A 26268-nucleotide genomic window follows, 5' to 3' on the forward strand; every position below is an offset into this window, starting at 1 on the left:
CTGTAATCATCGACTTCTTTTCCGAGAAACTCAGAAGCGAAGTCGCTTACCGTTTTTGTCTTTTCCAATCATTCAAAGAACGTGTGCAGTGCCCCGGTGGGCTCTACCGTGTGCCGCTCGTAAGCAGCAAGGTATTTGGGTTTCAACTCCCTTCCGATCGAAGCGGGTTGCAAAGGTAACTCTCTTTTCGCATTCTGCAAGAACTTTCGAAAACTTTTTTTTCGAAGCGAACTTCGGTGCGTTTTCGTCCTTCTTGCGTTTCCTCGCTTCCGTTGAAGCGGGGTGCAAAGGTACCACTCTTTTTGCTTTTTCCAAGAACCCGAGAGAAAAAAGTTTTTATACTTTTCGTCGTTTCCGAGTCGCTGGGCCCGTTTCTTCGAGTAGAACCGGGCTGCAAAGGTAAGCAGCGTTTCTTGCTTTTTCCAAGAGCTAAACCGAAAAAAGTTTTTCGGTTTCGACTCGGCCTTGGCGCCTCTCGTTCGAAGCGGGTGCAAAGGTAGCTCTTTTGAATTGACTTTCGCAACTACCGTCGCTACTTTTTTTTCAGGGGCAGCTTTCCAGCAGAAAGCGGCGCTGCAAATAGGCCGGAGCACTGGAAAAAGCGACGCGCTGGTGGCCCGAGGGTTGGCAGCGGCCCGCTCCGCGTTTCGGATTGGGAGTGCAAAAGTGCGGCCTTTTCCCGTAGCGTCCAAACCCAGACGCGAAAATATCCGTTCAAGGCCGCGCAGATAATTACTATCTGCCTCGCATTCATGCATGTAGAGAAGCTTATTTTTTTGGTTTTTGGTTCCCTTGTCTTTCACAAACGACTATAAGGTGGATTATACATAACCATAAAAGCCCCCTTGGGTGTACCGAGGGAGCTTTTATGGTTATGCCAGAGCGCAGAATTACTCCGCTACTTTCGTCACTTTGAATTCTGTGCGGCGGTTTCGCTGGTATTCCTCCTCTGTTTTGGCGGTTTTGATTACTGGACGTGATTCACCGTAGCCTTTGGCTGTGATGCGGGAGTTATCTATACCCTTAGACACTATATAGGCTACTGCTGACTCTGCTCGTTTCTGGGACAAGGTCATATTATAGGCATCCTTACCCCGCGAATCGGTGTGTGAGCTGAGTTCGATGGTGATTTTGGGGTTATCGTTCAGAGTTTGCACCAGCTTATCAAGCTCTGTGGCGGCATCGGGGCGAATTTCAGCTTTGTCGTAATCGTAAAAGATGTTGTCTACTACAATGGCCTTATTTTTCACGATTTTGGTGAGAGTGAGCGTGACGGGCACTTTCACATCGTTCATTAGGTCGGGCAGCGCATCTTGAGCAGGCTTGCGACCAACGGTGGTGAGCGAATTACGGGCCGTGAAGTACCCGTTACGATCTGCTATGAGGGAATAATTGGCCGCTGAGCTATCTAGCTTCATGCTGAATTTGCCATCAGGGCCAGTAGTGGCTTCCTGTAGCCTCTGGCCGCTACTATTATATAGAGTAACTGCCTCGCTGGCAACGGGGGCAGTTTCCCCGGTTCTGTCGTTACGCTCTACCAGCGAACCGTCGATGTAGAAAGTGACTAGCTTGAGCGGCTTCTCCCGAAACATATAGAGGTCATCGGAGCCTTTACCACCGGAACGATTGGAGGAGAAAACGCCCGCCTTTTGATCCGTAAAGAAGGGGGCAAAGTCGTCACCGTTGCTATTGATGGGTGCTCCCAGGTTTACAACCTTTCCTTTTTCGACCTTGAAGATGTCCAGCTTGCCTAAGCCCGGATGACCGTCGGAGGAGAAATAGAGGGTGCCATTGGGCGCCACGGCCGGAAAATTCTCGTTACCGGGCGTGTTGATTTGGTCGCCAAGGTTTTCGGGAGTGGAGAAACGGCCGGGGCTCTCCATGGATGACCGGTACAGATCATTGCCGCCTAGCCCACCCTTACGGGTAGAGGTGAAATACAGGGTTTGCCCATCGGGGGAAAAGACCGGGGAAAATTCATCGGCAGTGCTGCTGTTGACTCCGCGCAGGATTTCGGGCTCAGTCCATGCGCCGCTTCTATAATAGGAGGCCCACAGGTCGACGCTTAAATACCCCTTCTTGGACCCGTTGTTGGAGCGGGCAAACACCATCATCTTGCCATCAGGCGAGTAGGTGGCGCTGGCTTCGTGCTTATCAGCGGAGTTGAAAATTGGGTCGAGTTTGCGGATGGTACCGCCCGTCATTTTTTGGTCGTCGTCGAATTTGACGGCATACAGGTCGTTGTACCCCTCACCGTTGCCAGCGAATACCTTGCCCTCGCGGCCGGATGCGAATACCAACTCCTTGGTATCGGGCATACGAGTAGTGCTAAATTCGGCGGCGGGTGTGTTAATCTGGTCGAGGGGCGTTACTTCGTTGTTGGTGCGCATAGCTACCACGCTGGTGGCCAAGCGGGCATTTTTGGCATCGGTTTCGGCCCGGGCAGCCAGGGTACGGTTGGCCCCGTTCTGGGCATAGCTTTCAAAACGAGTAGCCGCCTCTTCGAAATTACCGTTGGCTCGGAGTGCTTGCGCATAATAATAGCCCGCGTCCGCATTCTTCACGCCGCCATCCAAGGCCGCTTTATAATAAGACTCAGATTGGTCGATGCGGTTGGACAGGCGGTAGGACTCGGCTAGCCGGTAATTCGACTGGGCAATATTCTTCCCTTTGGCAACATCGGCTTTGTAGAGGGTAATAGCCGCTTCATACTCCCCGCGAGTGAAGCGCTTATCTGCTTTAGACAGGCTATTGGTACTGGCACAGCCAGCTACTATAAGAGAGCCGCTGGCCAGTGCGCAGAAGAGAAGATAGTGTTTCATAGAGAGAGAAGTTACCGTGTGCCTTGGCCGAGAACTGCTTGCGCTGCAACCTGGTGTTAATAATACCACTGATTCTGCGAATTTTCCTTTCGGCAGCTACAGATTGCCGGGGGAGAAGTAACGAGCCAGCCAAGTGGTAACGGCTGGAGCAGGCCATTTGGTTTGCAATTCTGCCTGGGTGGCCACGGTATTATCAAAATAGGGCGTATCGACTGCCACAGTTCCGTTGCTGATGGCCTGCTTGAGCTGTTGGCGACTCAAAAGCTGTACTTCGCCGTTCACCAGAAATGCCATTTGAGACTTTTCCAGCAGTTGGATTTCAAGCTGCTGCTCTAAGCCCTGCACAAACCGCACGGAGGCATCAATGGAACATCCACTGGCATCGGCCACGGCTTCATCAAGGCCAATTACTAAAAACTGATGGTGCAGAATAACGGCGGAAGCCGCCAAGGCACGGCCGTGACTAGTCCAGTCGGTGGCGAACTGCTGCAGAACTGGCTGCAACGCCTGTTGCTCGGTGGGGGTAAAGGGCCGGTTTGCTTGGTAAATCCAGAGGCGGGCCGAAGCGGGCAGCTGGTGGAAGGGAACGTACATAACAAGGAGGAAAGGCTACTTATACTACAAAGAAAGAGCCCCACCCGGAAGTTCCGGCGCGGGGCTCCTGTTTCGTTGGGCATTGCCGGCTTTAATTGCCAGCATCCCATATGAAGGCTGACAACTCGCTACGCGTTGAGACCTTCAGCAGAGGCAATCAACTCCGCCAGATCAAACACCTGCACGTCTGATTCACGCTCCTTGTTCTTTACCCCATCGGCCATCATAGTCATGCAGAAAGGGCAGGCCACGGCAATAACGCTACCGCCACGGTTGGAGCCGGCGGGCAGCACAGGGGCGGTACTCTCCACGCCCTGCAGGCTCAGTAGCACATCGGCGTCACCATCTAAAGTAGCCAGGGCTTCCTCGGCACGCTCCACGTTCACGTCTTTCTTGCCGGGCTCAGGCTCTTTCCACATTTGGGCACCGCCGGCACCGCAGCAGAGGCCGTTAGTTTTGCAGCGCTTCATTTCCAGCAGGTCGGCGTCCAATACCTCCAGCACCTCACGCGGGGCCTCGTAGATGTTGTTGGCCCGGCCCAGATAGCAGGAGTCATGGAAGGTGATGCGGCGGCCCTTGAACGACTCCCCACCCTTAGCCGTCACTTTGCCCTCGTTGATGAGCTGCTGCAGGAAGGTACTGTGATGAATCACCTCAAACTCACCGCCCAAAGCGGGGTACTCGTTCTTGATAGTGTTGAAGCAGTGCGGGCAGGCCGTTACTACTTTTTTGATGCCGTAGCCGTTGAGGGTGGCAATGTTGGTCATAGCCTGCATCTGGAACAGGAACTCATTGCCGGCGCGCTTGGCCGGGTCGCCGGTGCAGGATTCCTCCATTCCCAGCACGGCGTAGCTCACGCCTACGTGCTCCAGAATGCGCACGAAAGCACGGGTCACGCGCTTATACCGGTCGTCGAAAGCCCCGGCGCAGCCCACCCAAAACAGAATTTCCGGGGATTCGCCCCGGGCGGCCATATCAGCCATCAACGGAACAGATACGGGGCGTTTGGCAGTTTGCTCAGCCATTATAATTGGGGTGTTAAGGTCGTCATGCAGAGGCGGAGCCGAAGCATCCCGCGTGCTGATGTCTGATTATTAGTACAACGTCAGCGCGCGAGATACTTCGCTCTGCTCTGCATGACGTTTTGCTTATATTTAGGCCGTTACCGGTGCTTTTTCAGTCACGAACAAGTCGTCGGCCCAGTTGAACCGGTCGGAGGGTGAGAAGGCCCAGGGCGCACCGTTGTTTTCGATGTTGCTGAACATCACGTTCAGGGAATTTGGAGCAGCCGACTCCTCTAGCACCAGGAAGCGGCGCATCTCCACAATGCTTTCTAGCGGGTTAATGTTCACCGGGCAAGCTTCCACGCAGGCGTTGCAGGTGGTGCAGGCCCACAGCTCCTCAGGCGTTACGTAGCCGCGCAGCAGGGTATGGTTTTCTTTATCGAGCTGCTCCTGGGGATTGTGCTTGGCCTCCGCCCCGTACAGGCTGGGGTGGAAAATCAGCGGCGAGTTGTACTTCTCCTCCACCCTATCCCGGGTGTCCATAATGATTTTGCGGGGCGAGAGAAGCTTGCCGGTGAGGTTGGCCGGGCACACCGAGGTGCAGCGGCCGCACTCGGTGCAGGAATAGGCGTTGAGCAGATTGGTCCAGGCCAAATCGTCCACGTCTTTGGCGCCGAAGGGCGTGGGCGCGGCGGCCGAGCCATCGGGGTTGGTGGCTGGGGCGGGTACCTGGTAGCTAGGGTCCATCATGGCTTTCACCTCGTGGGTGATGCTCTCCACGTTCGAGAACTGCCCCTGCGGCACCAGCCGGGAGTAGAACACGTTGGGGAAGGCCATGATGATGTGAAAGTGCTTACTGCTAGGCAAGTAATTCAGGAACAGCAGAATGCCTACAATGTGCGCCCACCAGCCCACGCGCTCCAGTACGGCAAGAGCGGTGAGGTTGTCCGGGAATAAGCCCGTCAACAGGCTGCTAACGGGGAATGCGCCGGGCAAATCTTTGCCTTCCAGCTGGTGCAGCTTCAGGTCGGCGGCGTTCATGGTGAACAGTGCCACCATCAGAATCACCTCCACATACAGAATCACGTTGGCGTCGAGTTTGGGCCAGGCCCGTAGCTCGGGGCCAGTGAAACGGCGCACCACGCCCACGTTGCGGCGCCACCAAAAGGCTACCACAGCCAGCACTACTAGTGCGCCCAGTACCTCGTTGGTACCAGTGAGGGCCGAGTACAGCGGGCCGAGAAACTGCAGAAACCGGTGCGTGCCGAACAGGCCATCCACCATGATTTCAATGACCTCAATGTTGATGACAATGAAGCCGATGTAGACAATGAGGTGCAGGATGGCTGGCGTGAGGCGCTTAAACATCTTTTGTTGCCCGAAGGCTACTAGCAGCGTCTTCCAGAGGCGCTCAGTAACGTGGCCGCTCATATCCCGGTCGCGCCCGACGAGGATATTGGCCCGAATCTTCCGTGCTTGCCAGGCAAACAGGCCGAAGCCCGCTACCGCCACCAGCAGGAAGAGGATGTTTTGGATGGAGAAGTGCACGGGAATTTGGGTAGGTTTGGGGTTTAGGCCGAAATATACTCGTTATGCATAACAAATTACAGCTTTTCCAGTTGTTAGTTTACCTGCACGAAAAAAATTTGCGGTTACTCTTGCAGGTTGCAAATCCTTTACTACTTTTGTGCTCCCTAATGGCTACAACGCCTCGGGGAACAACGAGCTGGTAATGTAGCTCAGTTGGTAGAGCACAGCACTGAAAATGCTGGTGTCGTTGGTTCGATTCCAATCATTACCACAAAAAACCTCTTAGCAGCTTGCTAAGAGGTTTTTTTGTTTTCTACTAATTACGGTCGGCGCGGGGTTGGCGACTACGAAGCCACGGGATGGGAACGATGCAGAGCGGATATGATGTGGGGCCCACGGCCACCATGCTGCTGAAAGAACGTATCAACCAAGTACTCAAGCAACGACAAATCATTGGTTTCCAGCTCGGCAACAACCTGCTGCAAGGCCGAAACATGCCGCTCGGTGGTAAGTAGCAGGCCTGGTTCCTTTACCCAGGAGTAGGCATACAGTCGGGTGCCATCGGTAGCTACAGTCTGGTGCAGATACCGAACATCGGAGGCCGGAATAATGGTTTCTTCCGCAGTGCCAATGGGGTAGTCCCAGGAGCGGTACAGGGAAATTCGGGTAAATCCCAGCTTCAGCAAGGCGGCATCTTTGTTGGTGGCAGAAAGCATAGGCTAGGGTGGAGCAAGAGTGAAGAGGTCAGGGGCGCTACTCTGCAAGGTGCACGACGAAACGGGGAGTGAAAAGGAAGGGTACGGCCCACTTGTGACATGCCAGAATGAACCCTGGTATTGGTTGTAGGAATACAAATAGCTGTAAATGCCGGTTGCAGGTCAGCCTGCTTAACCCCCGCGACAGTATTATTCGCTGGAGTATTGGCCTACTGTGACATGCCGCTTCCTTTAAAAAAGGGGCTTAGTAAGTGCCAAGGCATACGCCAGCTGGTTGACCAAAAATATTTGGTTATCACTGGAGTTTCTCGCGCGGAAACGTGTACTTCCCTCGTCGTTCGTACCCGTTGCACCTACCCTGCCTCCTATGCAAACCACGCCCGAGTTGCGCGCTGAGCGCCTGCCCACCACCGTATATCCCGATTCAGAGTTGGCTTCCGTGGCGGTGGCCCAGCAAATTGCCGACCTGATCCGGCAACGCGCCGCCGAGCAGCGCCCCTGCGTGCTGGGGCTAGCCACGGGCTCTACTCCTACCCGGCTGTATGAGGAGCTGGTGCGCCTGCACCGCGAGGAAGGCCTGAGTTTTCAGAATGTAGTGACGTTTAACCTGGACGAGTACTTCCCCATGGCGCCCGGGTCTTTGCAGAGTTACGTGCGCTTTATGCAGGAATACCTGTTCGAGCACATTGATATCCGGCCCGAGAATATACATATTCCTGATGGCACCCTGGCGCAGGAGCAAGTGGCCGAGTTTTGCCGGCGCTATGAGGAGAAGATCAAAGAAGCCGGTGGGATTGATTTGCAGGTACTGGGTATTGGCCGCACGGGCCACATTGGCTTTAATGAACCGGGCTCCGGGGCCGCCTCCCGCACCCGCCTGATTACCCTCGACCATATTACCCGCACCGACGCCGCATCTGACTTTTACGGGGAGGAAAACGTGCCGCGCCGCGCCATCACCATGGGCGTAGGCTCCATTCTGGAGGCCCAACACATTGTGCTGCTAGCCTGGGGTGAGGGCAAAGCGGCTGTGGTGAAGCGCATGGTGGAGGGCGAAATGACGGACTCGGTACCGGCCACTTACCTGCAGCAGCACCCCAGCGTGCAGGTGGTGCTAGATGAAGCGGCTGGGGCAGAACTCACTCGCCTGAAAACCCCTTGGCTGGTAGGCCGCAACCTCAACTGGCAACACGCCCCCACTGTACGCAAGGCCGTAACCTGGTTAGCTCGCACCCTGCAAAAGCCTATCCTCAAGCTCACCGATGAAGACTACAACGAAAATGGCCTCTCGGAGCTGCTAGCTGAGTCCGGGCTGGCCTATGACATCAATATCCGGGTATTCCGGCAGTTGCAGCGCACTATTACCGGCTGGCCCGGGGGCAAGCCCCACGCCGATGATACTGACCGGCCCGAGCGTGCTGCTCCCTTCCCCAAGCGAGTGCTCATCTTCTCGCCCCACCCCGACGACGACGTGATTAGCATGGGCGGCACCCTGCTGCGGCTGGTTGACCAAGGCCATGAGGTGCACGTAGCCTACCAGACATCGGGCAATATTGCCGTATTCGATGATGAGGCCATCCGGTTTGCGGAGTTTGTGGCGGAGTACGACAGCATGTTCCGCTTGGACGACCAGCCGGCCGAAACCCTTTACCACCGCGTGTCTGATTTTCTGCGCCACAAGCAGCCCGGGCAGGTCGACTCCGAGGAAGTACAGCAGATCAAGGGCCTGATTCGGCGGGGTGAAGCCAAGAGTGCCTGCCGCTACGCCGGAATTCCGGATGAGCATATTCACTTTCAGGATCTGCCTTTTTACGAAACCGGCCGGGTGCGCAAAAAGCCGATTGGGGAAGAGGACATCCGGCTGACGATGGAGCTGCTCAGCCAGATACAACCGCAGCAGGTGTACGCCGCCGGCGACCTATCGGACCCGCACGGCACGCACCGCGTGTGTCTGGCCGCTATTTTTGAAGCCATGCGCCGCCTGAAAGCAGCGGAGGCCGCGTGGCTACCGGAGTGCCGGGTATGGCTGTACCGGGGGGCCTGGCAGGAGTGGGACGTGGATCAGATTGAAATGGCGGTACCACTCTCCCCCCAGGAACTCACGCGCAAGCGCCGGGCCATCTTCAAACATCAGAGCCAGAAAGACCGGCCGCTGTTCCCGGGGGCCGACCAGCGCGAGTTCTGGCAACGAGCCGAAGAACGAAACCGCACCACCGCCCGCCTCTATGACCAACTGGGCCTACCTGAGTACGAGGCCATTGAGGCCTTTGTACGCTGGCACTTCTAGCACCTAGCGCTTTGCCTCCATTACCTGCCCCACGGGCCGACCCGTGCGGGCGCAGGTAGTGTCGCGGGCGGCGCGGGCGAAGCCGTAGCCCTGCAAGATGGCTTTCTGAAAATAGTCGCAGGCCTGCTCTGGGCGGCGCTGTTGCTGAGCCACCCGGCCCAGCAGGAAATACACCTGCCCACTGCGCGGCGTAATCGTCAGCACGTCCCAGTAGTCGCTCTGGGCACCATCAAACTGCCGGAGCTTGAACTGGGCCAGACCCCGGAACGTGAGTAAACGAGCCTGCAGCCGCGACTGGGCCGGAGCGTGGCGCAGGGCCTGGCTGAACAGTTTGGCCGCAGGGGCAAATTGCTGCCGCTCAAACAACAAAAACTCCCCCCGCAGCAAACCGGCCCGGGCCACGGTGCTATCCAGCTGTAGGGCCTGCTGGTAGGCAAGCTGGGCCGAATCCGGTTGCTGCAAGCTGGCCCAGCACTGCCCCATCCGGAGCCAGAGTTTAGCGTGGTGCGGTGCTGTAGCGTCGGGCAAGGCCGCTCGGTAGTCGCGCAGGGCCGCTGCGTAGTTGCGCAGGGCCAGCTGCTCTACCTCACCCCGGCGGCGCAGGGCAGGTTCGTACCCCGGCTTGAAGTGCAGGGCATCGGTGAAGTAGCTGTGGGCACCTTCAAAGTTAGCTTGGGCGTAGGCGGCCACGCCCCGCTCATAGTTACGCACCCCCGATACGTGGTCCATCGTGACCTTCACCGAGAGAATGAACAGCAGAAAACCCAGGGCCGCCAATGCCGCTACCCAATAGTCGCGACGCGTAAACTGCACTTTCTGCCGCGGAATTGGCCGGTAGTGTCGTTCCTGCGCACCCGCCGGGGGACGGGTGCGCAACGGGGCTGGAGGCGGCATGGGCACACCGTACACCCGCTGGCTATGCTGCTGATACTGTTGCTGCCGCCGCGCATCCTCGGCCCGGCGCGCGGCCACTTGCAGCTGATAATCATACTGGGCCCGCCGTCCAGGGTCACCAAGCACATGGTAAGCAGTGGCCACTGCCTTAAATAACTCCTCGTATAGCGTGCTGCCGCCGTGCTTGTCGGGGTGGTACTGCACCGCCAGCCGCTTGTAGGCCCGCTTGATGTCGGGCGCTGATGCGGAGGGTGATACGCCTAATACCTGGTAATGATTCTGACTCAACGGCAACTGGGTAGACAGCTAAAAGTACGGCAATTTTCAGACACGATGTGGCCTTTTCCGTAAGAGGTTGCTACTGTGAAACTGGTACGCATCCGGCTTTCCAGCCGGCTACCCTGTAACATCGTTTTCTGCAAAATTTCTCCCCATGGCCTTATTCTCCACCGAAGACGACACTTCCAAAACGCCCCGCACCGATAACCTGATGGGCAACCTGATGGGCTACCTCGATACGCGCATTGATTTGGTACGCCTTGAAGCGCAGGAAAAAGTTAAAACTGCTTTTGTTGGCACCGTACACGGCGTTACGCTAGGGCTCATCGGCTTGCTGTTTTTTGTATTCCTGAACCTGTTTGTGGCCTTGCTTCTTAATGATGTGCTGGACAGTCCGTACTGGGGCTTCGGCATTGTAGCGGGCTTCTACCTGCTGCTGCTCATCATTTTTGTAGTAGGCATCGACAAAAAGCTGTTCCAAGGCTTGGCCGATAAGCTGCTGAACAACACTATTTACAAATCCGACAAACGCCAAGCCTAACTCACCAATGGCCGATCTGCACAACCCACTGTTCGAGGACGAAAAGGAGTTTCTGGAGCACCAGAAACTGGAATATGAGCGTGCCCTCCTGGGCGACGTAGAGGAAATCAAAGCCAAAACCCAAGAGGTTAGCAAGTACGTGGCCATTGGTGCGGGCATTTTGGGCGGCGCCTGGCTACTTAGCAAAGCCCTTGGGGGCCGTAAGTCGCCCAAGAAGCTGAAAGGCCCCCACCAGGACGAGTACAATCGCCACCTGAAACCAAGTGTGCCTCGTCCGCGCCGGGTACCAACTGCCACTGCTGCCGATACTGCTGTTACCGACGACCTAGGGTTTGGCTCGGGGCATCATCAGCCCGCCAAAATCCGTACGCAGCCGGCCCCGGCCTCCAAACGAGCCGACATTGCGCCTGATGTGTACCACACCGATGCCGACCCTTTCCAGCCGGTAAACACCTCCGTGCGCTATCCAATTACTGCGTACCAGGCCGCTACTCCCCCGCCCCATCAGCAAGAGGCTTCTTCCATTTTTGCGTCGGCCATCAAATCATTTCTGCAGTCAGATACTGGTAAAGTGCTGGTGGCCCAAGCCTCAGCAGTACTGATGGCCTACGTGGCAAAGAAAGCCGGGGAATATTTGCCAATGCTTAAAAATCCCGACCTTGCAGCTTCCGGCCCGGTTCATGCTGAGCCCGAAACCAAGGATATCGACTTTACTTATCACCACGACGACGCGGATGCGCCTCACCAGCCTGTATGATGCCCTGAGCAAACGCCGGATGCAGGGCCAAAAGTCATTGGCCGTTTTGCTCGACCCGGATAACTTGGACGAGGAAAGCTGCCTGCGCATCTTGGAGCTTAGTGAGCAGCACACAGTTGATTACTTTTTTATGGGCGGCAGTCTGGTGACCAGTGTACACCAGGCTGCCCTCATTCGTTTTATCAAGAGCCGCTCAGCGGTGCCGGTTTTGCTGTTCCCCAGCAACAGTTTGCATCTTGATGCCCAAGCCGACGGCATTCTGCTGCTGTCCTTGATTTCGGGCCGCAACCCCGATTTTTTAATTGGCCAACACGTTATAGCAGCTCCTCTGCTACGCGCCAGCAACCTCCAAATTCTGCCCACCGGCTACATGCTGGTTGACACTGGCCGCCAGACTACTGCCAGCTACATCAGCGGCACCACGCCCCTACCCTACGATAAGCCCAGTATTGCGGCCTGCACGGCCATGGCTGGGGAGCAGCTCGGCTTGCGGCTGATGTACCTAGATGGTGGCAGCGGCGCCATGTACCCCGTGTCGCCGGCCATGATCCGGGCAGTACGGCAGGCCGTTGATACCCCGCTTATTGTGGGAGGCGGCATCAATACCCAGGAAAAAGCTCAAGCTGCTTTAGAAGCCGGTGCCGACGTCATCGTGGTTGGGAATCATATTGAGAAGGACCCCAGCTTTCTGGCCGAAATGTCGCACACCATCCGCCACTTCAACCAGACCACTGATTCCACGGATTATTCGCGGATTACGCGGATTTTGTAGCCGATTATCTGGCGGCACACGCGCCGGCGGGTGCCGGCAATTGTCGGTACACACAACAAAAAAGGCCTGCTGTGTAGCAGGCCTTTTTTGTTGGAACTCAGAGCTAATGCAATTGGCTGGTCTACAAAATCCGTGAAATCCGTCGAAAAATCTGTGAAATCAGTGGTCTTAGATGTTCATAGCTGACTCGCGGCGGCGCATCTTGCCGGCCGGAATACCGAACATCATCTTGAAGCGGCGGCAGAAATAGGCAGTGTCCTTGTAGCCCACTTCCTTACCAATATCCCGGATGCTCTTTTTGGTAGTGCGCAGCAGGAACACGGCCCGCTCCATACGCTGGTACTCGATATAATCCTGGGGGTTGATGCCAGTGAGCATTTTGAAATACTGCCCCACATAGTCCTCCGACACGTTAGCCACACCCGACAATACCTTGTTCGACAGGTCACCACCAATATTCTCCTTGATGTAGTTGAACAGATCAATGAGACGGGGGTCTTTGAAGTACGTGCTGTTGGTAGCCAGCTGCTCCACAAACATCTTGTTTTTCAAGATGTAGCGCACAATTTCCACCACAATGTTCTCCGTGTAGATTGTGATGAGTCGCTCCCGGCCTGGCAGCTCCTGCAGGCTTTCCTCCACTACTTTAATGACCAAGTTGGCCAGCTTGGAGTTGCCGCTAATCAGGAAAGCCGGCACGTCCAGGGAAGCAAAGAAGTTCACCGAATCAAACACCTTCGCCTCGAAGCTCACGAAAGAGTGGCTTTCCTCAGCGTCCCCGATCAGGTCGAGGTCGGAGTTGGAGTGGAAGAACTTGTCTTTGTTCGTGATGAGGTCGTCGTTGGTGATGCTCTTACTTGAGGTTTCGCCGTAGGTAACCTTGGTAGCGCGGCCACCCGGAATAAACAGCATTTCCCCTTCTTCCACTACCTGCTCCTCATCTCCGAAGGAAAGACGGCCCTTGTGCAGCAGGATCAGGTTATTGCCTACATCGTAGGAGTTTTTAACAGTAAAGGGCTGTTGCAACACGAGGTTTTTCGCCTTGATGTAACGAACCCCCAGCGACTCTATCACTTTATTATAATCTTCCATCTTTATCGGGCGGTTGGGTGAGACCGGAATGAGCAGGAAATAGCACCCCGGACTTATCTAATGCAAAATAACATATAAAAATTCACAAAAACACAAAACCCAGCTAATATTTAGCTGGGTTTTGTGCAATAAGCCTGACTTTAAGGCAATTCAGGAGTTACTTGAGAATTTCCCGCGAGATTACAATTTTCTGAATCTCAGAGGTTCCTTCATAGATCTGCGTGATTTTGGCGTCGCGCATCAGGCGTTCTACGTGGAACTCTTTCACGAAACCGTAGCCGCCGTGAATTTGCACTGCTTCTACGGCCGTATCCATGGCCGTTTTGGAGGCAAACAGCTTGGCCATGGCCCCCGATTTGGCGTAATCCTGGTGAGCATCCTTATCGTGAGCAGCCTGTAGGCACAACAGACGGGCGGCATCAATGTTGGTGGCCATATCGGCCAGCTTGAATTGAATGGCTTGGTGCTGGGAAATCGGCACGCCGAAGGCCTTGCGCTCTTTGGAGTATTTCAACGACAGCTCGTAGGCACCCGAAGCAATACCCAAAGCCTGGGCGGCAATGCCAATACGGCCGCCGGCCAGTACCTGCATGGCGAACTTGAAGCCAAAGCCATCCTCACCAATACGGTTTTCCTTGGGCACTTTCACATCCGTAAACATGAGGGAGTGCGTGTCGGAGCCACGAATACCCAGCTTGTTTTCCTTGGGCCCTACTACGAAACCGGGCATATCCTTCTCCACAATGAGGGCATTGATGCCGCGGTGCTTTTTCTCGGGGTCAGTTTGGGCAATAACCAAGTACACGGAGGCCGAAGAACCGTTGGTAATCCAGTTCTTGGTGCCGTTGAGCAGGTAATGGTCACCCTTATCCTCGGCGGTGGTACTCTGGCTGGTGGCATCCGAACCGGCTTCGGGCTCCGACAGGGCAAAAGCGCCAATGATTTCGCCGGTAGTCAGCTTGGTCAGGTACTTCTGCTTCTGCTCCTCAGTGCCGTATTTTTCCAAGCCCCAGCACACCAGTGAGTTATTCACTGACATGATAACGGAGCACGAGGCATCTACCTTGCTGATTTCTTCCATGGCCAGCACGTAGCTTACCGTGTCCATACCGCCGCCGCCGTATTCGGGGCTTACCATCATGCCCAGAAAACCCAGCTCACCCATTTTCTTGATTTGCTCGGCGGGAAACTTCTGGTGTTCGTCACGCTCAATTACGCCGGCCCATAATTCACTCTGGGCAAAGTCGCGTGCGGCGGCCTGTACGGCTAGTTGTTCTTCGGTGAGCTGAAAATCCATCGGTAAAGAAAAGGGTGGGGTGGGGAAATGGGCTAATCAAGGGCAAGCGTAAATTCGCTGGCAGGTCAAAATTAACCCGTTGTTTTTGCAGATTAAGCAGAAGCCACAGTTTTTTTATCGGCGCGCCTGCCAAACAAGACCGGAAGCCGGATTTTGTTTTATAGCCGCTGCAACATCCTGCAAGCCTCAATAGTGCCACGTTGCCTCCATACTGAGTAGGAGGATTGCGTTTGTAGGATTCCGATACTGAGGGCAACTGCCCAACATAAAGCGGCTACCCCAGTTGCCCGGAGTAGCCGCTTTAGTGCGGTAAGCAGAGAGAATATTAGCGGCGGCGGCCCATGAGCAGCGTAGCGTAGTAGAACAGCGTAGCCAAGGAGCCCAGCGCCGCTACCACGTAAGTCATGGCGGCCCACCACAGGGCATCTTTGGCCATCACGTGCTCTTCGGGGGTTACGATGTTACGCTTATCCATCCAGGCCAGGGCTCGTTTGGAAGCATCAAACTCCACGGGCAGGGTGACGAAGCTAAACAGCGTAGTAAGCGCGAAAAACGCTACCCCAGCGGTAAGTGGCCATGGAGTAGTGCGCAGCATAACCACGCCCAGAAACAGCAGGATAGGCATGAATTTAGAAACTGCCCCCAGCGCCGGCACCATAGCCGAGCGGAATTGCAGAGCACTGTAAGCGGTGGCATGCTGCACAGCGTGGCCGCACTCGTGAGCAGCCACGGCGGCCGCGGCGGCACTCCGGTCATTGTACACCGACTCGCTGAGGTTTACCGTTTTGTCGGTGGGATTGTAGTGGTCGGTGAGCTTGCCTTCCGTGCTGATGATGCGTACATCGGTGATGCCGTGGTCGGCAAGCATGAGCTCGGCAATCTGGCGGCCGGAGAGGCCATTGCGCAGGCCCACCTGCGAGTATTTCTCAAACTTGCTGCGCAGGCGCATCTGGATAAGCCAGGAGGCCAGCATCGTAAGCAGCACAATGACGTAGGCCGGACTGATGTGGTACATAAAAAAGAGGTTTTACGTGAAAGAAGCGCCCGGCGACCGTTCTGAACTTTCCCTTTGGAAGCCCTCGGACTAGGCGCCGCGCAAAATTCGCTCAACAATGCGCGTAGTGCTGTAGCCGGCTACCAGCGGTACGGTAAGTACCTGGCCACCGTTCTCTAACACTACTTCGTGGCCCACAATTCCGCTGATCTGGTAATCGTTGCCCTTCACCAAAACGTTGGGGCGCAGGGCTTCAACCAGGGAAAGAGGGGTTTGCTCATCGAAAAGCACTACCGCATCCACGAACAAAAGGGAGGCCAATACCCGGGCCCGTGACACTTCGTCTTGCAGGGGCCGGCCCGGCTTGAGGCAACTCACGGATGCATCCGTGTTCAGGCCCACTACCAGCCGCTGGCCCAGGTGGCGAGCCTGCTCCAGGTAATCGACGTGGCCCAGGTGCAGCAAATCGAAGCATCCATTGGTAAACACCACTTTTTCGCCAGCAGCCTGCCACGCGGCTACTACTGGGAGCAACGCCTCACGGCTCATAATTTTCTCTTTGGTCCACTGCATGCTATGCCGGCTGAAGAAGGAAAGTTGTTGCTAAAAAAGACAGCCCGGCTGTGCGACAACCGGGCTGCTACCTTACGTAAGCTACCGAGTTTAGGCTGCTACCTCTGCGGAAACGGCCTTTCTGCCCGATTTTACCATACTGATCAGGAAGCTCACACCACCCATCAGCACCACTAATAAGGTTTGGGAGCCGTGCACCACCAGCGCGTAGGCAATACCGGCCTCTTTGCTAACGCCGTACACCAGCAGAATGCCTTGCACCATGATGTGAAATGGCCCCACTCCGCCTGCTACCGGCGCCGCCATACCAAAAGCCCCAAACGTGAGAACAGCCAGGCCGGCGCGCATACCCAGGTCGTAGGTGGCCGGGAAAGCGAAGAAGGCTAGGTAATCCATGAGGTAGTACACCAGCCAAGTGAAAAAGGTGTGGAGCAGAAAAGTGCCTTTGCGCTCCATTTTCAGCACGCTGAATACTCCGGCCAGCAGTCCTTTCACAAACACCACAGCCTTATTGAACAACGCATTCTGGCGCAGGCGCTCCAGGTTGCGGAATACGGCGTAGGCCAGCGTCAGCAATAGCAGGACAGCAATGCCCAGGGCCAGTAGCAGCGGGGTACGGTTGCGGGCCAGGGCATCGTAACGACCAGCCAGCAGGTTATCAGTTACAAACTTCCAGAAGGTGGTGAAATCCAGCAGCAAGGTAGCGCCCAGCAAGCCCAGCAGCACCAGCACGTCAATTACCCGTTCGGTTACTACGGTTCCCAGCGCCACCTGCACCGGCACGCCGCTGGTACGCCGCAGCACGGAACACCGGATAACCTCCCCCATGCGGGGTAGCACCATATTGGCCAGGTACCCTACCATCATGGCGTGGTACACGTCCCAATAGCGCGGTTTGTGGCCAGTGGGGTCAATCTGCATCTTCCAGCGGTAGGCCCGGCTAAAGTAGCCCAGCGCCGATAGGACCGTGGTAATCAGCAGCCAGGAGTAGTTGGCCTCGCGCACGTACTGCCCTACGCGGCTCAGGTCCTGGCCCTGCAAAGCGTAGCGCATCAGCAGCACCGATACGGCCAGCAGCAGAACATACTTGATGATATTGAGCAGTTGTTTCATACAAGAATATGATGGTACAAGTCTGTGTAGCTCCTGCAGCAAAAAGGCTGGCTATTCTGGAGGTAGAATAGCCAGCCTTTCTTCCGTAGGGTCCTCCACTATGGGTTAGGCTACGCGGTTGTGCTGATCCGGGAAAATTACTGTGGGCTTGTGGGCCTTGGCCTCGGCAAAGTCGATGAGGGCGTAAGAAATGATAATAACGATGTCGCCAACGGCTACACGGCGTGCGGCCGGCCCGTTCAGGCAAATCATGCCGGAGCCCCGCTCACCCTTGATGGTATAGGTTTCAAACCGCTCCCCATTGTTAATATTCACGATGGTTACCTTCTCGTTTTCCACCATGTTGGCCGCGTCCAGCAGGTCCTCATCAATGGTAATACTGCCCACGTAGTGCAGTTCCGCCTGCGTAACCTTTACGCGGTGGATTTTCGACTTAAGAACCTCAATATGCATGGCCGGGAAAAGCGGGTGGTTTTTGGCCCGCAAAGATACGAAAGGTGATGTAGCGAGTGGTCGGTTCGCTATGGGCTATTTGCACCAACCAAATGCCCAGCCCAACCACCAATCCGCTACGTTACTGTACTACTATGTTATCAATCAACCGTACCCCACCGAGGTGGGCAGCAAGGCACAGAGCCACGGGCTGACCGGGCTGCCATTCCGTCAGTGGCTGCAGGGTGTGGGCGTTTGCTACTGCAAAGTACTCTAGCGTAATAGCCGCCTCAGCCCGCAGATAGTCTTCAACCGCCTCCTGAACCTCAAGTGGGCTCCGCTGACGGGCCTGCACTAGCTGCTCAGCTAGTTGCAACGCCTGATACAGCTGCGGGGCTACAGCGCGGGCCTCGGCCGAGAGGCGACGGTTCCTGGACGACATAGCTAGCCCATCCGCTTCGCGCACGGTAGGAAAGGCTATCAGGCTCAAATCAAACGACAAATCGGCTACCAGTTGGCGCACGATGGCTACCTGCTGCAGGTCCTTCTGCCCGAAATACGCCCGGTGGGGCCGGCTCAGATGAAACAGCTTGCTTACTACCGTAGCTACTCCGTTGAAATGCCCAGGTCGGTGCTCCCCCTCCATTACCCTTTCCAGGGCCCCGAAATCAAAGCGCAGCACCGTTGGCTGGGGGTACATTTCCTCCACTGAGGGCAGAAACAGGGCCGTGCAGCCAGCCGGAGCCAGCAGGGCCGCATCGGCCTCGGGCAGGCGAGGGTACAGACGGAAGTCGTCGGGGTTGTTGAACTGGGTGGGATTTACAAAAATGCTGACAATCACCACCTCACATTCCTGGGCGGCGGCCCGCACCAGCTGCAGGTGCCCCTCGTGCAGCGCGCCCATAGTGGGCACCAGCCCAACGCGCTGACCGTTGCGCCGCGCCTTTTCCGTGTAGGCTTGCAACGCAGCGGCGGTATTCAGTATCTCCATAGAGTAAAACAGGCCTTCCGACGAGCCGCCGGCTGGCTATGATTGAAATTTCCCTCAAAAATGTTTAATTTTGTGCATCCCAAAGTGTTGCCCTTCCTCAATCACCCCAACTGACTCTCTATGTCTAAGTTGAGAATACTCTATGCTGCCACGGAAATTAACCCGTTTTTGCAGACCACCAAGGTAGCAGAGTTTTTGCGGCGTCTGCCGCAGGGAATGCAGGAAATGGGGATGGAAATCCGCATTTTTGTACCCCGATTTGGCATTATTAACGAGCGTAAAAACCGCCTGCATGAAGTAGTGCGTTTATCGGGAATTAATATTGCCGTGGGCGAAGATGAAAAGCCGCTCATTATTAAAGTGGCGTCCATCCCGAATGCGAAGTTGCAAGTTTATTTCATCGACAACGAAGATTACTTTCATCGTAAGTCGGTACTCGTAGATAAGAACGACAAGTTCCACTCCGATAATGACGAGCGGGCCATCTTCTTCTGCAAAGGTGTACTGGAAACAGTGAAAAAACTGGGCTGGTCTCCGGACATTGTACACTGCAATGATTGGATGACTGGCTTGATTCCGATGTACCTGAAAACGACCTATAAAAAGGACCCAATTTTCAAGGACGCCAAATCGGTGTTTACCATCTACAATAACGAGTTCGACTTCAAGTTTGAGGGTGATATTGTAGAGAAGGCCAAGATGCTCGACATCGAGGATGAAATGCTGGCTTCCTTGAAAACAGCTGACTTCGGCGGTTTCATTAAAGTAGGCATGGAGTATGCCGATGCCGTAGTGAAGTCGGATGAAGACTTCAGCGAGAACCTGAATACCCTGTTCACGGAGTACTCGGGCAACAAACAAATTGAGCAGGTAGCCGCCGACGACAACCTGTTGACTTCTTACTACGCACTATATAATGAATTGGCCAACTAGCGCCAGCCGACTTGCTTCGGTTTCCCTTGTTGCAGTTGCCTTACTGGGCCTGACCACTGGCTGTGAAGAAGCCAATGACCTCGGCCTGGAATTGCCCGGCACTTCTCCTATCACGGCAAATTACCTCGACCTTCCGGTGACGGCCTATACCGTACGCCAGCAGCCGGTTGAAACTATACAGGCGGATCAGCTGCTGGTGGGACGGCTCCGTGACTCCTTCGTGGGTACTACCACGGCCAAGGGCTACCTGAATTTGCAGGTAGTGACCAGCGACACTATCCCGTCGGCTTTCACGGCTCACCGACTTGATTCGGTGGTGGTTACGTTCCCATTCAGTCAAGTCTATGGCTCGGCCGCACAGCCTTTGCAGTTTGATTTGCAGGCGCTGGCTCAGCCGCTGGATGAACGGGCGGTGTATAACTCCACGTCTTCGGTGGCGACCAGCAACACGCTACTAGCCGGCTTTTCGGCGCCGCTGAACCGCACGCGAGCTGTAAAGCGACGGGTAGGTTCCGGTGTATCCTCCGACACGACCACCACGGTAATTACCACCACGGAGCCCGACCAGGTAGTACGGGTACGGCTGCTGCGCTACGCCAATACCGCTACGCTGGCTAACTCGGTATTTACCGCGCTGAAAGATGGTACCCCTACGCAGGCTAAGCTGGATGCCGTGTGGAAAGGCATTGCCCTGGAGGCATCAGCCAATCACTCGGGTAACATTGTCGGATTCTCCTCGAATACCGGTGCTAGCGTTTCTTTCTACTATACCGCTACCGCTACGGTGGGCACGGTTACCAAAGTACGGTCAAGGCTCTATCGTCTCCTGCTAGCCAATGGTCTGTCAAGCCTGCCGGGCAAATATTTCACGCAGATTGCCACTGACTTGAGTGGTACTCCGCTGGCAGGACTCACCACAGCACAAAGCCAGGTTCCGGCGGCCGCCTCCAATGGCTTCACGTATGCGCAGGGCGGTATTGGCTTGGGAACTCGCATTGAGTTTCAGGGCCTAGACAACCTACGTAACAATACAGATATTGCCATTAACCGGGCCGAGTTGATAGTGCCCATCAAGCAAAACAGCAACGCCCTGTTCCCTTATCCGAATGGCTTGTATCTGTACGAGGTGAATAGCGCTAACGCCGTCCTGACCCGGACGGTTGGCGCCACCACCTACGAGCGACTGGTACCGGCGGAAGGCACCAACTCACTTAGCGGGGCTCGTCTTACCCCAGCCTCGGCGGGGCCAGGAGTTGCACCAGCAGTAGCTACAGTTCCTGCTGGCCAAGACCCGGTGCAGCAGTATTCGGTACCTTTAACTGAGTATCTGCAGGCTTACTTGCAGAATCGTCTGGAAGGTGAATTACCCAGTGGCCTCGTTCTGTCGCCTACGTTGCGCTCTAGTTCCGTACTAAACCTAAACCGGGCTCAACTAGACGCGAACAATATTAAGCTGCGCGTATACTACTCCAAGTTACGGTAGGTTCAGCTCTGTCAGAGAAGCCTACCGATAAGGGCGGCACGGCTTTTGCCGTTGCCGCCCGATTTTTTCTCTTTCTCAGAACCATCTGCTCTGTCATAAATCAACTGCTATGTGCGGAATTGTAGCTTACATTGGGCACCGTGAGGCCTGCCCCATCATCATCAAAGGTCTGCGTCGCCTGGAATACCGGGGCTACGATTCAGCCGGCGTTGCCCTGCTGAACGGGCAGCTTACCGTTTACAAGAAGAAAGGCAAAGTAGCTGACCTCGAAGCCTACATTGGCGAGCAGGACACCCACGCCCACATCGGCATGGGCCACACCCGCTGGGCTACTCACGGCGAGCCCAACGACGTGAATGCACACCCGCATTATTCCACTTCGGAGCGCATTGCCATCATCCACAACGGCATTATTGAAAACTACGCCGCCCTGAAGCAGCATTTGCAGCAGCAGGGCCATGTATTCCATTCTGATACGGACACGGAAGTTTTCGTAAACCTGATTGAGGAGATTCAGAAGCAGAACAGCTGCACGCTGGAGGAAGCCGTACGCCTGGCCCTGCACGAGGTAGTAGGTGCTTATGCCATTGTGGTGCTTAGCAAAGACAACCCTGGCCAACTGATTGCCGCCCGCAAAGGCTCGCCGCTGGTTATTGGCGTGGGTGAAGGTGAGTTCTTTCTGGCCTCTGATGCTACGCCCATCATTGAGTACACCAACGAAGTGGTGTACGTGAATGACTATGAGTTAGCCGTTATCAAAGATGGTACGCTCGAAATCCGTTCCCGCGAAGACGTGGTGCAGACGCCCTACATTCAGACGCTGGAGCTGGAGCTGGACCGCATCGAGAAAGGCGGCTACGAGCATTTCATGCTGAAGGAGATTTTTGAGCAGCCCCGCTCGATTCTCGACTCCATGCGCGGCCGTCTGGAATTGGAAGCTGGCCACTTGAACATGGGTGGCGTGCGCGCGTACGAGCGGAAGTTCGTGAATGCCGACCGCATCCTGATTGTAGCCTGCGGCACCAGCTGGCACGCCGGCCTCGTAGCCGAGTATCTGCTGGAAGACCTGGCTCGTATTCCGGTGGAGGTAGAATACGCCTCGGAGTTCCGGTACCGCAACCCCGTTATTACGGAGCGTGACATTGTAATTGCCATTTCGCAATCGGGCGAAACGGCCGATACGCTGGCCGCCCTTGAACTGGCCAAGAGCCGCGGGGCTACCATTTTCGGTATCTGCAACGTGGTAGGCAGCAGCATTGCCCGCGCTACCGATGCCGGCGCGTACACGCACGCAGGCCCTGAAATTGGGGTAGCCTCTACCAAAGCCTTCACGGCCCAGGTAACAGTACTCACGCTGCTGGCTATGATTGTAGGTCACAAGCGCGGTACCCTCACAGATACCCGTCTGCGCGAGTTGATGGTGGAGCTGAACAACATCCCCGCGAAAGTAGAGAAGGCGCTGCTGCTCAATGACCAGATTGAAAAGATTGCCGAGACGTTCAAGGACGTTCCGAATTTCCTATATCTGGGCAGAGGTTATAACTTCCCCGTGGCTTTGGAAGGCGCGCTTAAGCTGAAAGAAATCAGCTACATCCACGCAGAGGGTTACCCTGCTGCCGAAATGAAGCACGGCCCCATTGCCCTCATTGATGAGAACATGCCCGTGGTGGTAATTGCCACTAAGGACAGCTCATATGAGAAAGTGGTTAGCAACATTCAGGAGGTGAAGGCCCGCAAAGGCCGCATCATTGCCGTGGTGACGGAAGGCGACGATGTAATTCCGCAGATGGCCGAATTCACCATTGAAGTGCCCGCTACCAGCGAAGTACTGATGCCGCTGGTATCGGTGGTGCCGCTGCAGCTGCTGAGCTACCACATTGCCGTATTGCGCGGCTGCAACGTAGATCAGCCCCGTAACCTGGCCAAATCGGTGACGGTAGAGTAAACCCGTTATTACTAGTTATAGCAAGCTGCCGCCGCCCCGGAATCATCTGGGGCGGCGGTAAGCATTTACACCTGCTGAAGCCCAATTTTTCTGGTACTTTGGCACCTGCCTATTTTTCCTTCCCCACCTTCTCACTTTCGATGCTCATGGCTCACACCATCATTTTTTCGCCCCAGGCTCCTGCTCCCATCGGGCCGTATAGCCAAGCTATTCAGGCAGGCAATACCGTGTATGTTTCCGGGCAAATTGCTCTTGATGCCACTGGCCAGTTGGTAGGTGAAGGCGACGTAGCCCAGCAAACTCATCAGGTGATGCGCAACCTGCAGGCCGTACTGGCAGCGGCTAATCTTACGCTGCGCGACGTAGTGAAATGCAGCATTTTCGTAAAGGATCTGGGCAACTTCGGCCTCATTAACGAAATCTACGGCAACTATTTTGAGGCGGATTATGCTCCTGCCCGCGAAACAGTGGAAGTAAGCCGTCTGCCAAAGGATGTGCTGGTTGAAATATCCTGCGTAGCGGTGCAGTAACGATGAACCAGTAAGGAAATGTAACGGGAGGGGCTTATTTCCTGATTTGCGCTGCTTGCGTGAATTGTGCAGATTGTAGTCCTTCTCATTCTTTCCTTGCCTCACTATTCCACTACTATGCGCGAGCTTGGTATCTTTTTATTTTTCGCCGGCCTCATTGCCATGCTGGCCCCATTCCTGCTACCCGCCAACTTTCGGTTTCCTCTCTTGGATTGGATGAATAATTGGGGTGCAACAGCAGCTTGGGCCATTAAAGGCGGCATCACCTTGTTGGGTTTGGTGCTGTGGCTCAGCGCCAGAAACCGTACGTAATGCGCCGACCGGCTTCCCGCAAACCAGCAAAGGCCCTGGCCAAGCCGGCCTATTTTCCGCCCGAAAACGTGCTCACGCGCGTCCTGCCCCCGGAACTGGTGGGGCAGCAGGAGTTCGAGCAGTATCATTTCAGTGGTTTCGACTTAAGCCAGGCGAATTTGGCGGGCCGGCGTTTCAGCGAGTGTCTGTTTGAGAACTGCAATCTGACCGGAGCTACCTTGGGCAACACCGGGCTGCAAAATGTGGCCTTCGAAGGCTGCAAGCTGCTGGGGCTGCAGTTCACTTCCTGTCGCGACATGCTGTTTGATGTGCATTTCGACCGGTGCCAGCTGGATTATGCGTCCTTCTGGGGCAAGGTGATGCCCAACACCCGATTTGCAAGCTGCTCTTTGCTGGAAACCGACTTTACCCGCGCCGACCTCACCAACGCTGTGTTCGAGGAGTGCCAGTTGCGCGGGGCCATCTTCGCCCAAACCCGCCTACTTGCAGCCGACTTCCGCACGGCCCAGAACGTGGTGCTTGACCCGGAGCAGAACGAGGTAAAACAGGCCCGTTTTTCCATTCAGGGCTTGCCGGGCCTGCTAAGCAAATACGGGTTGGTAGTGGAGTAAACCGTGAATTTGGGAAGTGATGAAATTGTGAGTTTGATGTTCTGCCAGACCTGATTGCACAGATAGAACATCAAACTCACAATTTCACCGCTTCACCACCTCACCTTTCGTACCTTTGCGGCGCGTTTTCCCACCCGAAAACGCCGTGAACTGACTGACTTATGGAAAGAGAAGTACGGGTGCGCTTTGCGCCCAGCCCCACGGGGCCGCTGCACATCGGCGGCGTGCGCACGGCGCTGTATAACTACCTGCTGGCCCGCAAACTGGGCGGCAAAATGCTGCTGCGCATTGAAGACACCGACCAGAACCGCTTTGTGCCCGGCGCGGAGCAGTACATTATGGACTCCCTGCGCTGGTGCGGCATCGAAATTGACGAGGGAATTGAGCAAGGTGGCCCCCACGCGCCGTATCGTCAGAGCGAGCGGAAGCCCATGTACCGCCAGTACGCCGACCAGCTGCTTAAGGACGGCCACGCCTACTACGCCTTCGATACGCCCGAGGAACTGGACGCCATGCGCGCCCGCCTCACGGCCGCCAAGGTGCCCAACCCCCAGTACAACAGCATCACCCGCGCTCAGATGCGCAACTCGCTCACTTTGCCAGCTGAGGAAGTGGAGCAGCTGCTGGCCAACAACACACCCTACGTAATTCGCCTGAAGGTGCCACGCAAGGAAGAAATCCGCTTCAACGACCTTATCCGGGGTTGGGTAGTGGTACACTCCAGCAGCATCGACGATAAAGTGCTGATGAAGTCAGACGGCATGCCGACCTACCATCTGGCCAATATTGTGGATGACCATCTGATGGAAATTACTCACGTTATCCGGGGCGAAGAGTGGCTGCCCTCGGCTCCGCTGCACGTGCTGCTGTACCGCTATTTAGGCTGGGAAAGCACTATGCCCCAATTTGCTCACCTACCCCTGCTACTCAAGCCCGATGGCACTGGTAAACTCTCGAAGCGCGACGGTGATAAGCTGGGCTTCCCGGTGTTCCCGCTGGAATTCCACGGCAAGGACGCCGAAACCGGCGAACCAACCGTGAGCAGTGGCTACCGGGAATCAGGCTATTTGCCCGAGGCATTCATCAACTTCCTGGCCTTCCTGGGCTGGAACCCCGGCACCCAGCAGGAGCTGTTTACTATGAACGAGCTGATTGAGAACTTCTCAATTGAGCGCGTGAGCAAGTCGCCGGCCCGCTTCGACCAGAACAAAGTGCGCTGGTATAATGAGCAATACCTGCGCGCCAAACCCGATGCTGAGCTAGCCCAGTACCTCACCGAGGAGTTAAGCAAACAAGGAGTCGAAGTACCCGCCGACCAGGCTGAGCAAATTGCCTCTCTGGTAAAAGAGCGGGCAACTTTCCCGGCTGATCTGGCCAAGGAAGCGCAGCTGTTCTTCCAGCGCCCCGCCAGCTACGACGAGCAGGTGATCAGCAAGAAGTGGAACCCACAGGTATCTGCTGCCCTGGCCAAGTTTGCGGCCCAACTGCCCGCCACCGCCGACGCCTCGGCCGAGGGCATCAAGGCGTTGCTCACGCAGGTGCTGGAAGCTCAAAGCCTGAAAATTGGGCAGGTGTTGCAGGCCTTGCGCGTAGCCGTAACTGGCAACGCCGCCGGCCCCGACCTGATGCACATTATGAGCATCCTGGGGCCGCAGGAAACTGCTGCCCGCATTCAGGCAGCCGTAGCCGCGCTGCCCGCTTAGGTTATAGTTGCTTTTTATTGACTTGCAACCGGCCTGCCCAACACTCGTTGGGTGGGCCGGTTG

At 55.8% G+C, this 26268-nt stretch carries 25 protein-coding genes and 1 tRNA gene; 12 read left to right on the plus strand and 14 right to left on the minus strand.

Annotated features, from left to right (window positions below; all coding sequences use genetic code 11):
- Window positions 1–68: 68 nt before the first annotated feature.
- The 5 genes from ABIB60_RS15185 to ABIB60_RS15205 all read right to left on the minus strand — a co-directional run bounded on the left by ABIB60_RS15185 (window position 69) and on the right by ABIB60_RS15205 (window position 5968).
- A complete protein-coding gene (locus ABIB60_RS15185; protein ID WP_354581065.1) occupies window positions 69–803 on the minus strand; it encodes a hypothetical protein in 735 nt (244 codons plus the stop codon).
- An 87-nt stretch (window positions 804–890) separates the two neighbouring features.
- Window positions 891–2822 carry a CHU_0125 family OmpA-like outer membrane integrity protein gene (locus ABIB60_RS15190; protein ID WP_354581067.1) on the minus strand — a complete coding sequence of 644 codons (1932 nt, stop codon included), beginning with the start codon at window positions 2820–2822 and terminating at the stop codon, window positions 891–893.
- Window positions 2823–2918: 96 nt separating this feature from the next.
- Window positions 2919–3416: a hypothetical protein gene (locus tag ABIB60_RS15195; RefSeq protein ID WP_354581068.1), complete on the minus strand. Its 498-nt coding sequence runs from the start codon at window positions 3414–3416 to the stop codon at window positions 2919–2921.
- A 128-nt stretch (window positions 3417–3544) separates the two neighbouring features.
- On the minus strand, window positions 3545–4441 hold the full coding sequence (locus ABIB60_RS15200; RefSeq protein WP_354581069.1) for a (Fe-S)-binding protein: 897 nt from the start codon (window positions 4439–4441) through the stop codon (window positions 3545–3547).
- Between the two features lie 129 nt (window positions 4442–4570).
- Window positions 4571–5968, minus strand: a complete 1398-nt coding sequence (locus ABIB60_RS15205) for a 4Fe-4S dicluster domain-containing protein (protein WP_354581071.1) — start codon at window positions 5966–5968, stop codon at window positions 4571–4573.
- A 180-nt stretch (window positions 5969–6148) separates the two neighbouring features.
- Here ABIB60_RS15205 and ABIB60_RS15210 point away from each other — a divergent pair.
- Window positions 6149–6221, plus strand: a tRNA-Phe gene (locus ABIB60_RS15210).
- Between the two features lie 73 nt (window positions 6222–6294).
- On the opposite strand, the gene ABIB60_RS15215 is transcribed toward ABIB60_RS15210, so the two are convergent.
- Complete coding sequence (locus tag ABIB60_RS15215) at window positions 6295–6666, minus strand: hypothetical protein (protein ID WP_354581072.1); 372 nt, start codon at window positions 6664–6666, stop codon at window positions 6295–6297.
- Window positions 6667–7033: 367 nt separating this feature from the next.
- On the opposite strand from ABIB60_RS15215, the gene nagB reads away from it, so the two are divergent.
- The gene (gene nagB / locus ABIB60_RS15220; RefSeq protein ID WP_354581074.1) at window positions 7034–8953 is read left to right on the plus strand and encodes a glucosamine-6-phosphate deaminase; all 1920 of its coding nucleotides are present in this window, start codon (window positions 7034–7036) and stop codon (window positions 8951–8953) included.
- A 3-nt stretch (window positions 8954–8956) separates the two neighbouring features.
- Here nagB and ABIB60_RS15225 read toward each other — a convergent pair whose 3' ends face one another.
- Window positions 8957–10135: a J domain-containing protein gene (locus ABIB60_RS15225; protein ID WP_354581076.1), complete on the minus strand. Its 1179-nt coding sequence runs from the start codon at window positions 10133–10135 to the stop codon at window positions 8957–8959.
- Between the two features lie 145 nt (window positions 10136–10280).
- On the opposite strand from ABIB60_RS15225, the gene ABIB60_RS15230 reads away from it, so the two are divergent.
- From ABIB60_RS15230 to ABIB60_RS15240, 3 genes are read left to right on the plus strand one after another with little or no spacing between them, the layout of a single operon-like run.
- A complete protein-coding gene (locus ABIB60_RS15230) occupies window positions 10281–10667 on the plus strand; it encodes a phage holin family protein (RefSeq protein ID WP_315999675.1) in 387 nt (128 codons plus the stop codon).
- Window positions 10668–10674: 7 nt separating this feature from the next.
- Window positions 10675–11424, plus strand: a complete 750-nt coding sequence (locus tag ABIB60_RS15235) for a hypothetical protein (RefSeq protein ID WP_354581078.1) — start codon at window positions 10675–10677, stop codon at window positions 11422–11424.
- Window positions 11402–12196 (plus strand): phosphoglycerol geranylgeranyltransferase, encoded by a 795-nt coding sequence (locus ABIB60_RS15240; RefSeq protein WP_354581079.1) that lies wholly within the window; start codon window positions 11402–11404, stop codon window positions 12194–12196. Before ABIB60_RS15235 ends, ABIB60_RS15240 begins: the two co-directional genes overlap by 23 nt.
- Before the next feature lie 168 nt (window positions 12197–12364).
- On the opposite strand, the gene ABIB60_RS15245 is transcribed toward ABIB60_RS15240, so the two are convergent.
- The 7 genes from ABIB60_RS15245 to panC all read right to left on the minus strand — a co-directional run bounded on the left by ABIB60_RS15245 (window position 12365) and on the right by panC (window position 18688).
- On the minus strand, window positions 12365–13288 hold the full coding sequence (locus ABIB60_RS15245; RefSeq protein WP_315999672.1) for a helix-turn-helix domain-containing protein: 924 nt from the start codon (window positions 13286–13288) through the stop codon (window positions 12365–12367).
- A gap of 157 nt (window positions 13289–13445) precedes the next feature.
- Entirely contained in the window at window positions 13446–14585 is a 1140-nt protein-coding gene (locus ABIB60_RS15250) for an acyl-CoA dehydrogenase (RefSeq protein WP_354581080.1), read from the minus strand.
- 325 nt (window positions 14586–14910) lie between these two features.
- Window positions 14911–15600 (minus strand): zinc metallopeptidase, encoded by a 690-nt coding sequence (locus ABIB60_RS15255; RefSeq protein ID WP_354581081.1) that lies wholly within the window; start codon window positions 15598–15600, stop codon window positions 14911–14913.
- Window positions 15601–15669: 69 nt separating this feature from the next.
- Entirely contained in the window at window positions 15670–16152 is a 483-nt protein-coding gene (rfaE2, locus tag ABIB60_RS15260) for a D-glycero-beta-D-manno-heptose 1-phosphate adenylyltransferase (protein WP_354581083.1), read from the minus strand.
- A gap of 90 nt (window positions 16153–16242) precedes the next feature.
- A complete protein-coding gene (locus ABIB60_RS15265) occupies window positions 16243–17265 on the minus strand; it encodes a lysylphosphatidylglycerol synthase transmembrane domain-containing protein (RefSeq protein ID WP_354581085.1) in 1023 nt (340 codons plus the stop codon).
- Between the two features lie 105 nt (window positions 17266–17370).
- Window positions 17371–17718, minus strand: a complete 348-nt coding sequence (gene panD / locus ABIB60_RS15270; protein WP_315999667.1) for an aspartate 1-decarboxylase — start codon at window positions 17716–17718, stop codon at window positions 17371–17373.
- A 121-nt stretch (window positions 17719–17839) separates the two neighbouring features.
- Window positions 17840–18688 (minus strand): pantoate--beta-alanine ligase, encoded by an 849-nt coding sequence (panC, locus tag ABIB60_RS15275; protein ID WP_354581086.1) that lies wholly within the window; start codon window positions 18686–18688, stop codon window positions 17840–17842.
- 120 nt (window positions 18689–18808) lie between these two features.
- Between panC and ABIB60_RS15280 the strand changes: the two genes are divergently transcribed.
- The 7 genes from ABIB60_RS15280 to gltX all read left to right on the plus strand — a co-directional run bounded on the left by ABIB60_RS15280 (window position 18809) and on the right by gltX (window position 26205).
- The gene (locus ABIB60_RS15280) at window positions 18809–19621 is read left to right on the plus strand and encodes a glycogen/starch synthase (RefSeq protein WP_315999665.1); all 813 of its coding nucleotides are present in this window, start codon (window positions 18809–18811) and stop codon (window positions 19619–19621) included.
- The gene (locus ABIB60_RS15285) at window positions 19605–21104 is read left to right on the plus strand and encodes a DUF4270 family protein (RefSeq protein ID WP_354581088.1); all 1500 of its coding nucleotides are present in this window, start codon (window positions 19605–19607) and stop codon (window positions 21102–21104) included. Before ABIB60_RS15280 ends, ABIB60_RS15285 begins: the two co-directional genes overlap by 17 nt.
- Window positions 21105–21213: 109 nt before the next feature.
- A complete protein-coding gene (gene glmS, locus ABIB60_RS15290) occupies window positions 21214–23049 on the plus strand; it encodes a glutamine--fructose-6-phosphate transaminase (isomerizing) (RefSeq protein ID WP_354581090.1) in 1836 nt (611 codons plus the stop codon).
- Window positions 23050–23195: 146 nt separating this feature from the next.
- Window positions 23196–23579 (plus strand): RidA family protein, encoded by a 384-nt coding sequence (locus ABIB60_RS15295; protein WP_354581091.1) that lies wholly within the window; start codon window positions 23196–23198, stop codon window positions 23577–23579.
- 117 nt (window positions 23580–23696) lie between these two features.
- Window positions 23697–23891: a hypothetical protein gene (locus ABIB60_RS15300; protein ID WP_354581093.1), complete on the plus strand. Its 195-nt coding sequence runs from the start codon at window positions 23697–23699 to the stop codon at window positions 23889–23891.
- Complete coding sequence (locus ABIB60_RS15305) at window positions 23891–24502, plus strand: pentapeptide repeat-containing protein (protein WP_354581094.1); 612 nt, start codon at window positions 23891–23893, stop codon at window positions 24500–24502. Before ABIB60_RS15300 ends, ABIB60_RS15305 begins: the two co-directional genes overlap by 1 nt.
- Window positions 24503–24663: 161 nt before the next feature.
- A complete protein-coding gene (gene gltX / locus ABIB60_RS15310; RefSeq protein ID WP_354581095.1) occupies window positions 24664–26205 on the plus strand; it encodes a glutamate--tRNA ligase in 1542 nt (513 codons plus the stop codon).
- Window positions 26206–26268 lie beyond the last annotated feature (63 nt).

The organism is Hymenobacter sp. UYP22, assembly GCF_040547285.1.
Classification (GTDB): domain Bacteria; phylum Bacteroidota; class Bacteroidia; order Cytophagales; family Hymenobacteraceae; genus Hymenobacter.

Bases quoted from the DNA above. Each gene is read 5' to 3' on its own strand.
- ABIB60_RS15190 (WP_354581067.1), bottom strand. From the start codon at position 2,822: ATGAAACACTATCTTCTCTTCTGCGCACTGGCCAGCGGCTCTCTTATA.
- ABIB60_RS15195 (WP_354581068.1), bottom strand. From the start codon at position 3,416: ATGTACGTTCCCTTCCACCAGCTGCCCGCTTCGGCCCGCCTCTGGATT.
- ABIB60_RS15200 (WP_354581069.1), bottom strand. From the start codon at position 4,441: ATGGCTGAGCAAACTGCCAAACGCCCCGTATCTGTTCCGTTGATGGCT.
- ABIB60_RS15215 (WP_354581072.1), bottom strand. From the start codon at position 6,666: ATGCTTTCTGCCACCAACAAAGATGCCGCCTTGCTGAAGCTGGGATTT.
- nagB (WP_354581074.1), top strand. From the start codon at position 7,034: ATGCAAACCACGCCCGAGTTGCGCGCTGAGCGCCTGCCCACCACCGTA.
- ABIB60_RS15230 (WP_315999675.1), top strand. From the start codon at position 10,281: ATGGCCTTATTCTCCACCGAAGACGACACTTCCAAAACGCCCCGCACC.
- ABIB60_RS15235 (WP_354581078.1), top strand. From the start codon at position 10,675: ATGGCCGATCTGCACAACCCACTGTTCGAGGACGAAAAGGAGTTTCTG.
- ABIB60_RS15240 (WP_354581079.1), top strand. From the start codon at position 11,402: ATGCGCCTCACCAGCCTGTATGATGCCCTGAGCAAACGCCGGATGCAG.
- ABIB60_RS15245 (WP_315999672.1), bottom strand. From the start codon at position 13,288: ATGGAAGATTATAATAAAGTGATAGAGTCGCTGGGGGTTCGTTACATC.
- ABIB60_RS15250 (WP_354581080.1), bottom strand. From the start codon at position 14,585: ATGGATTTTCAGCTCACCGAAGAACAACTAGCCGTACAGGCCGCCGCA.
- ABIB60_RS15255 (WP_354581081.1), bottom strand. From the start codon at position 15,600: ATGTACCACATCAGTCCGGCCTACGTCATTGTGCTGCTTACGATGCTG.
- rfaE2 (WP_354581083.1), bottom strand. From the start codon at position 16,152: ATGCAGTGGACCAAAGAGAAAATTATGAGCCGTGAGGCGTTGCTCCCA.
- ABIB60_RS15265 (WP_354581085.1), bottom strand. From the start codon at position 17,265: ATGAAACAACTGCTCAATATCATCAAGTATGTTCTGCTGCTGGCCGTA.
- panD (WP_315999667.1), bottom strand. From the start codon at position 17,718: ATGCATATTGAGGTTCTTAAGTCGAAAATCCACCGCGTAAAGGTTACG.
- panC (WP_354581086.1), bottom strand. From the start codon at position 18,688: ATGGAGATACTGAATACCGCCGCTGCGTTGCAAGCCTACACGGAAAAG.
- ABIB60_RS15280 (WP_315999665.1), top strand. From the start codon at position 18,809: ATGTCTAAGTTGAGAATACTCTATGCTGCCACGGAAATTAACCCGTTT.
- ABIB60_RS15285 (WP_354581088.1), top strand. From the start codon at position 19,605: ATGAATTGGCCAACTAGCGCCAGCCGACTTGCTTCGGTTTCCCTTGTT.
- glmS (WP_354581090.1), top strand. From the start codon at position 21,214: ATGTGCGGAATTGTAGCTTACATTGGGCACCGTGAGGCCTGCCCCATC.
- ABIB60_RS15295 (WP_354581091.1), top strand. From the start codon at position 23,196: ATGGCTCACACCATCATTTTTTCGCCCCAGGCTCCTGCTCCCATCGGG.
- ABIB60_RS15300 (WP_354581093.1), top strand. From the start codon at position 23,697: ATGCGCGAGCTTGGTATCTTTTTATTTTTCGCCGGCCTCATTGCCATG.
- ABIB60_RS15305 (WP_354581094.1), top strand. From the start codon at position 23,891: ATGCGCCGACCGGCTTCCCGCAAACCAGCAAAGGCCCTGGCCAAGCCG.
- gltX (WP_354581095.1), top strand. From the start codon at position 24,664: ATGGAAAGAGAAGTACGGGTGCGCTTTGCGCCCAGCCCCACGGGGCCG.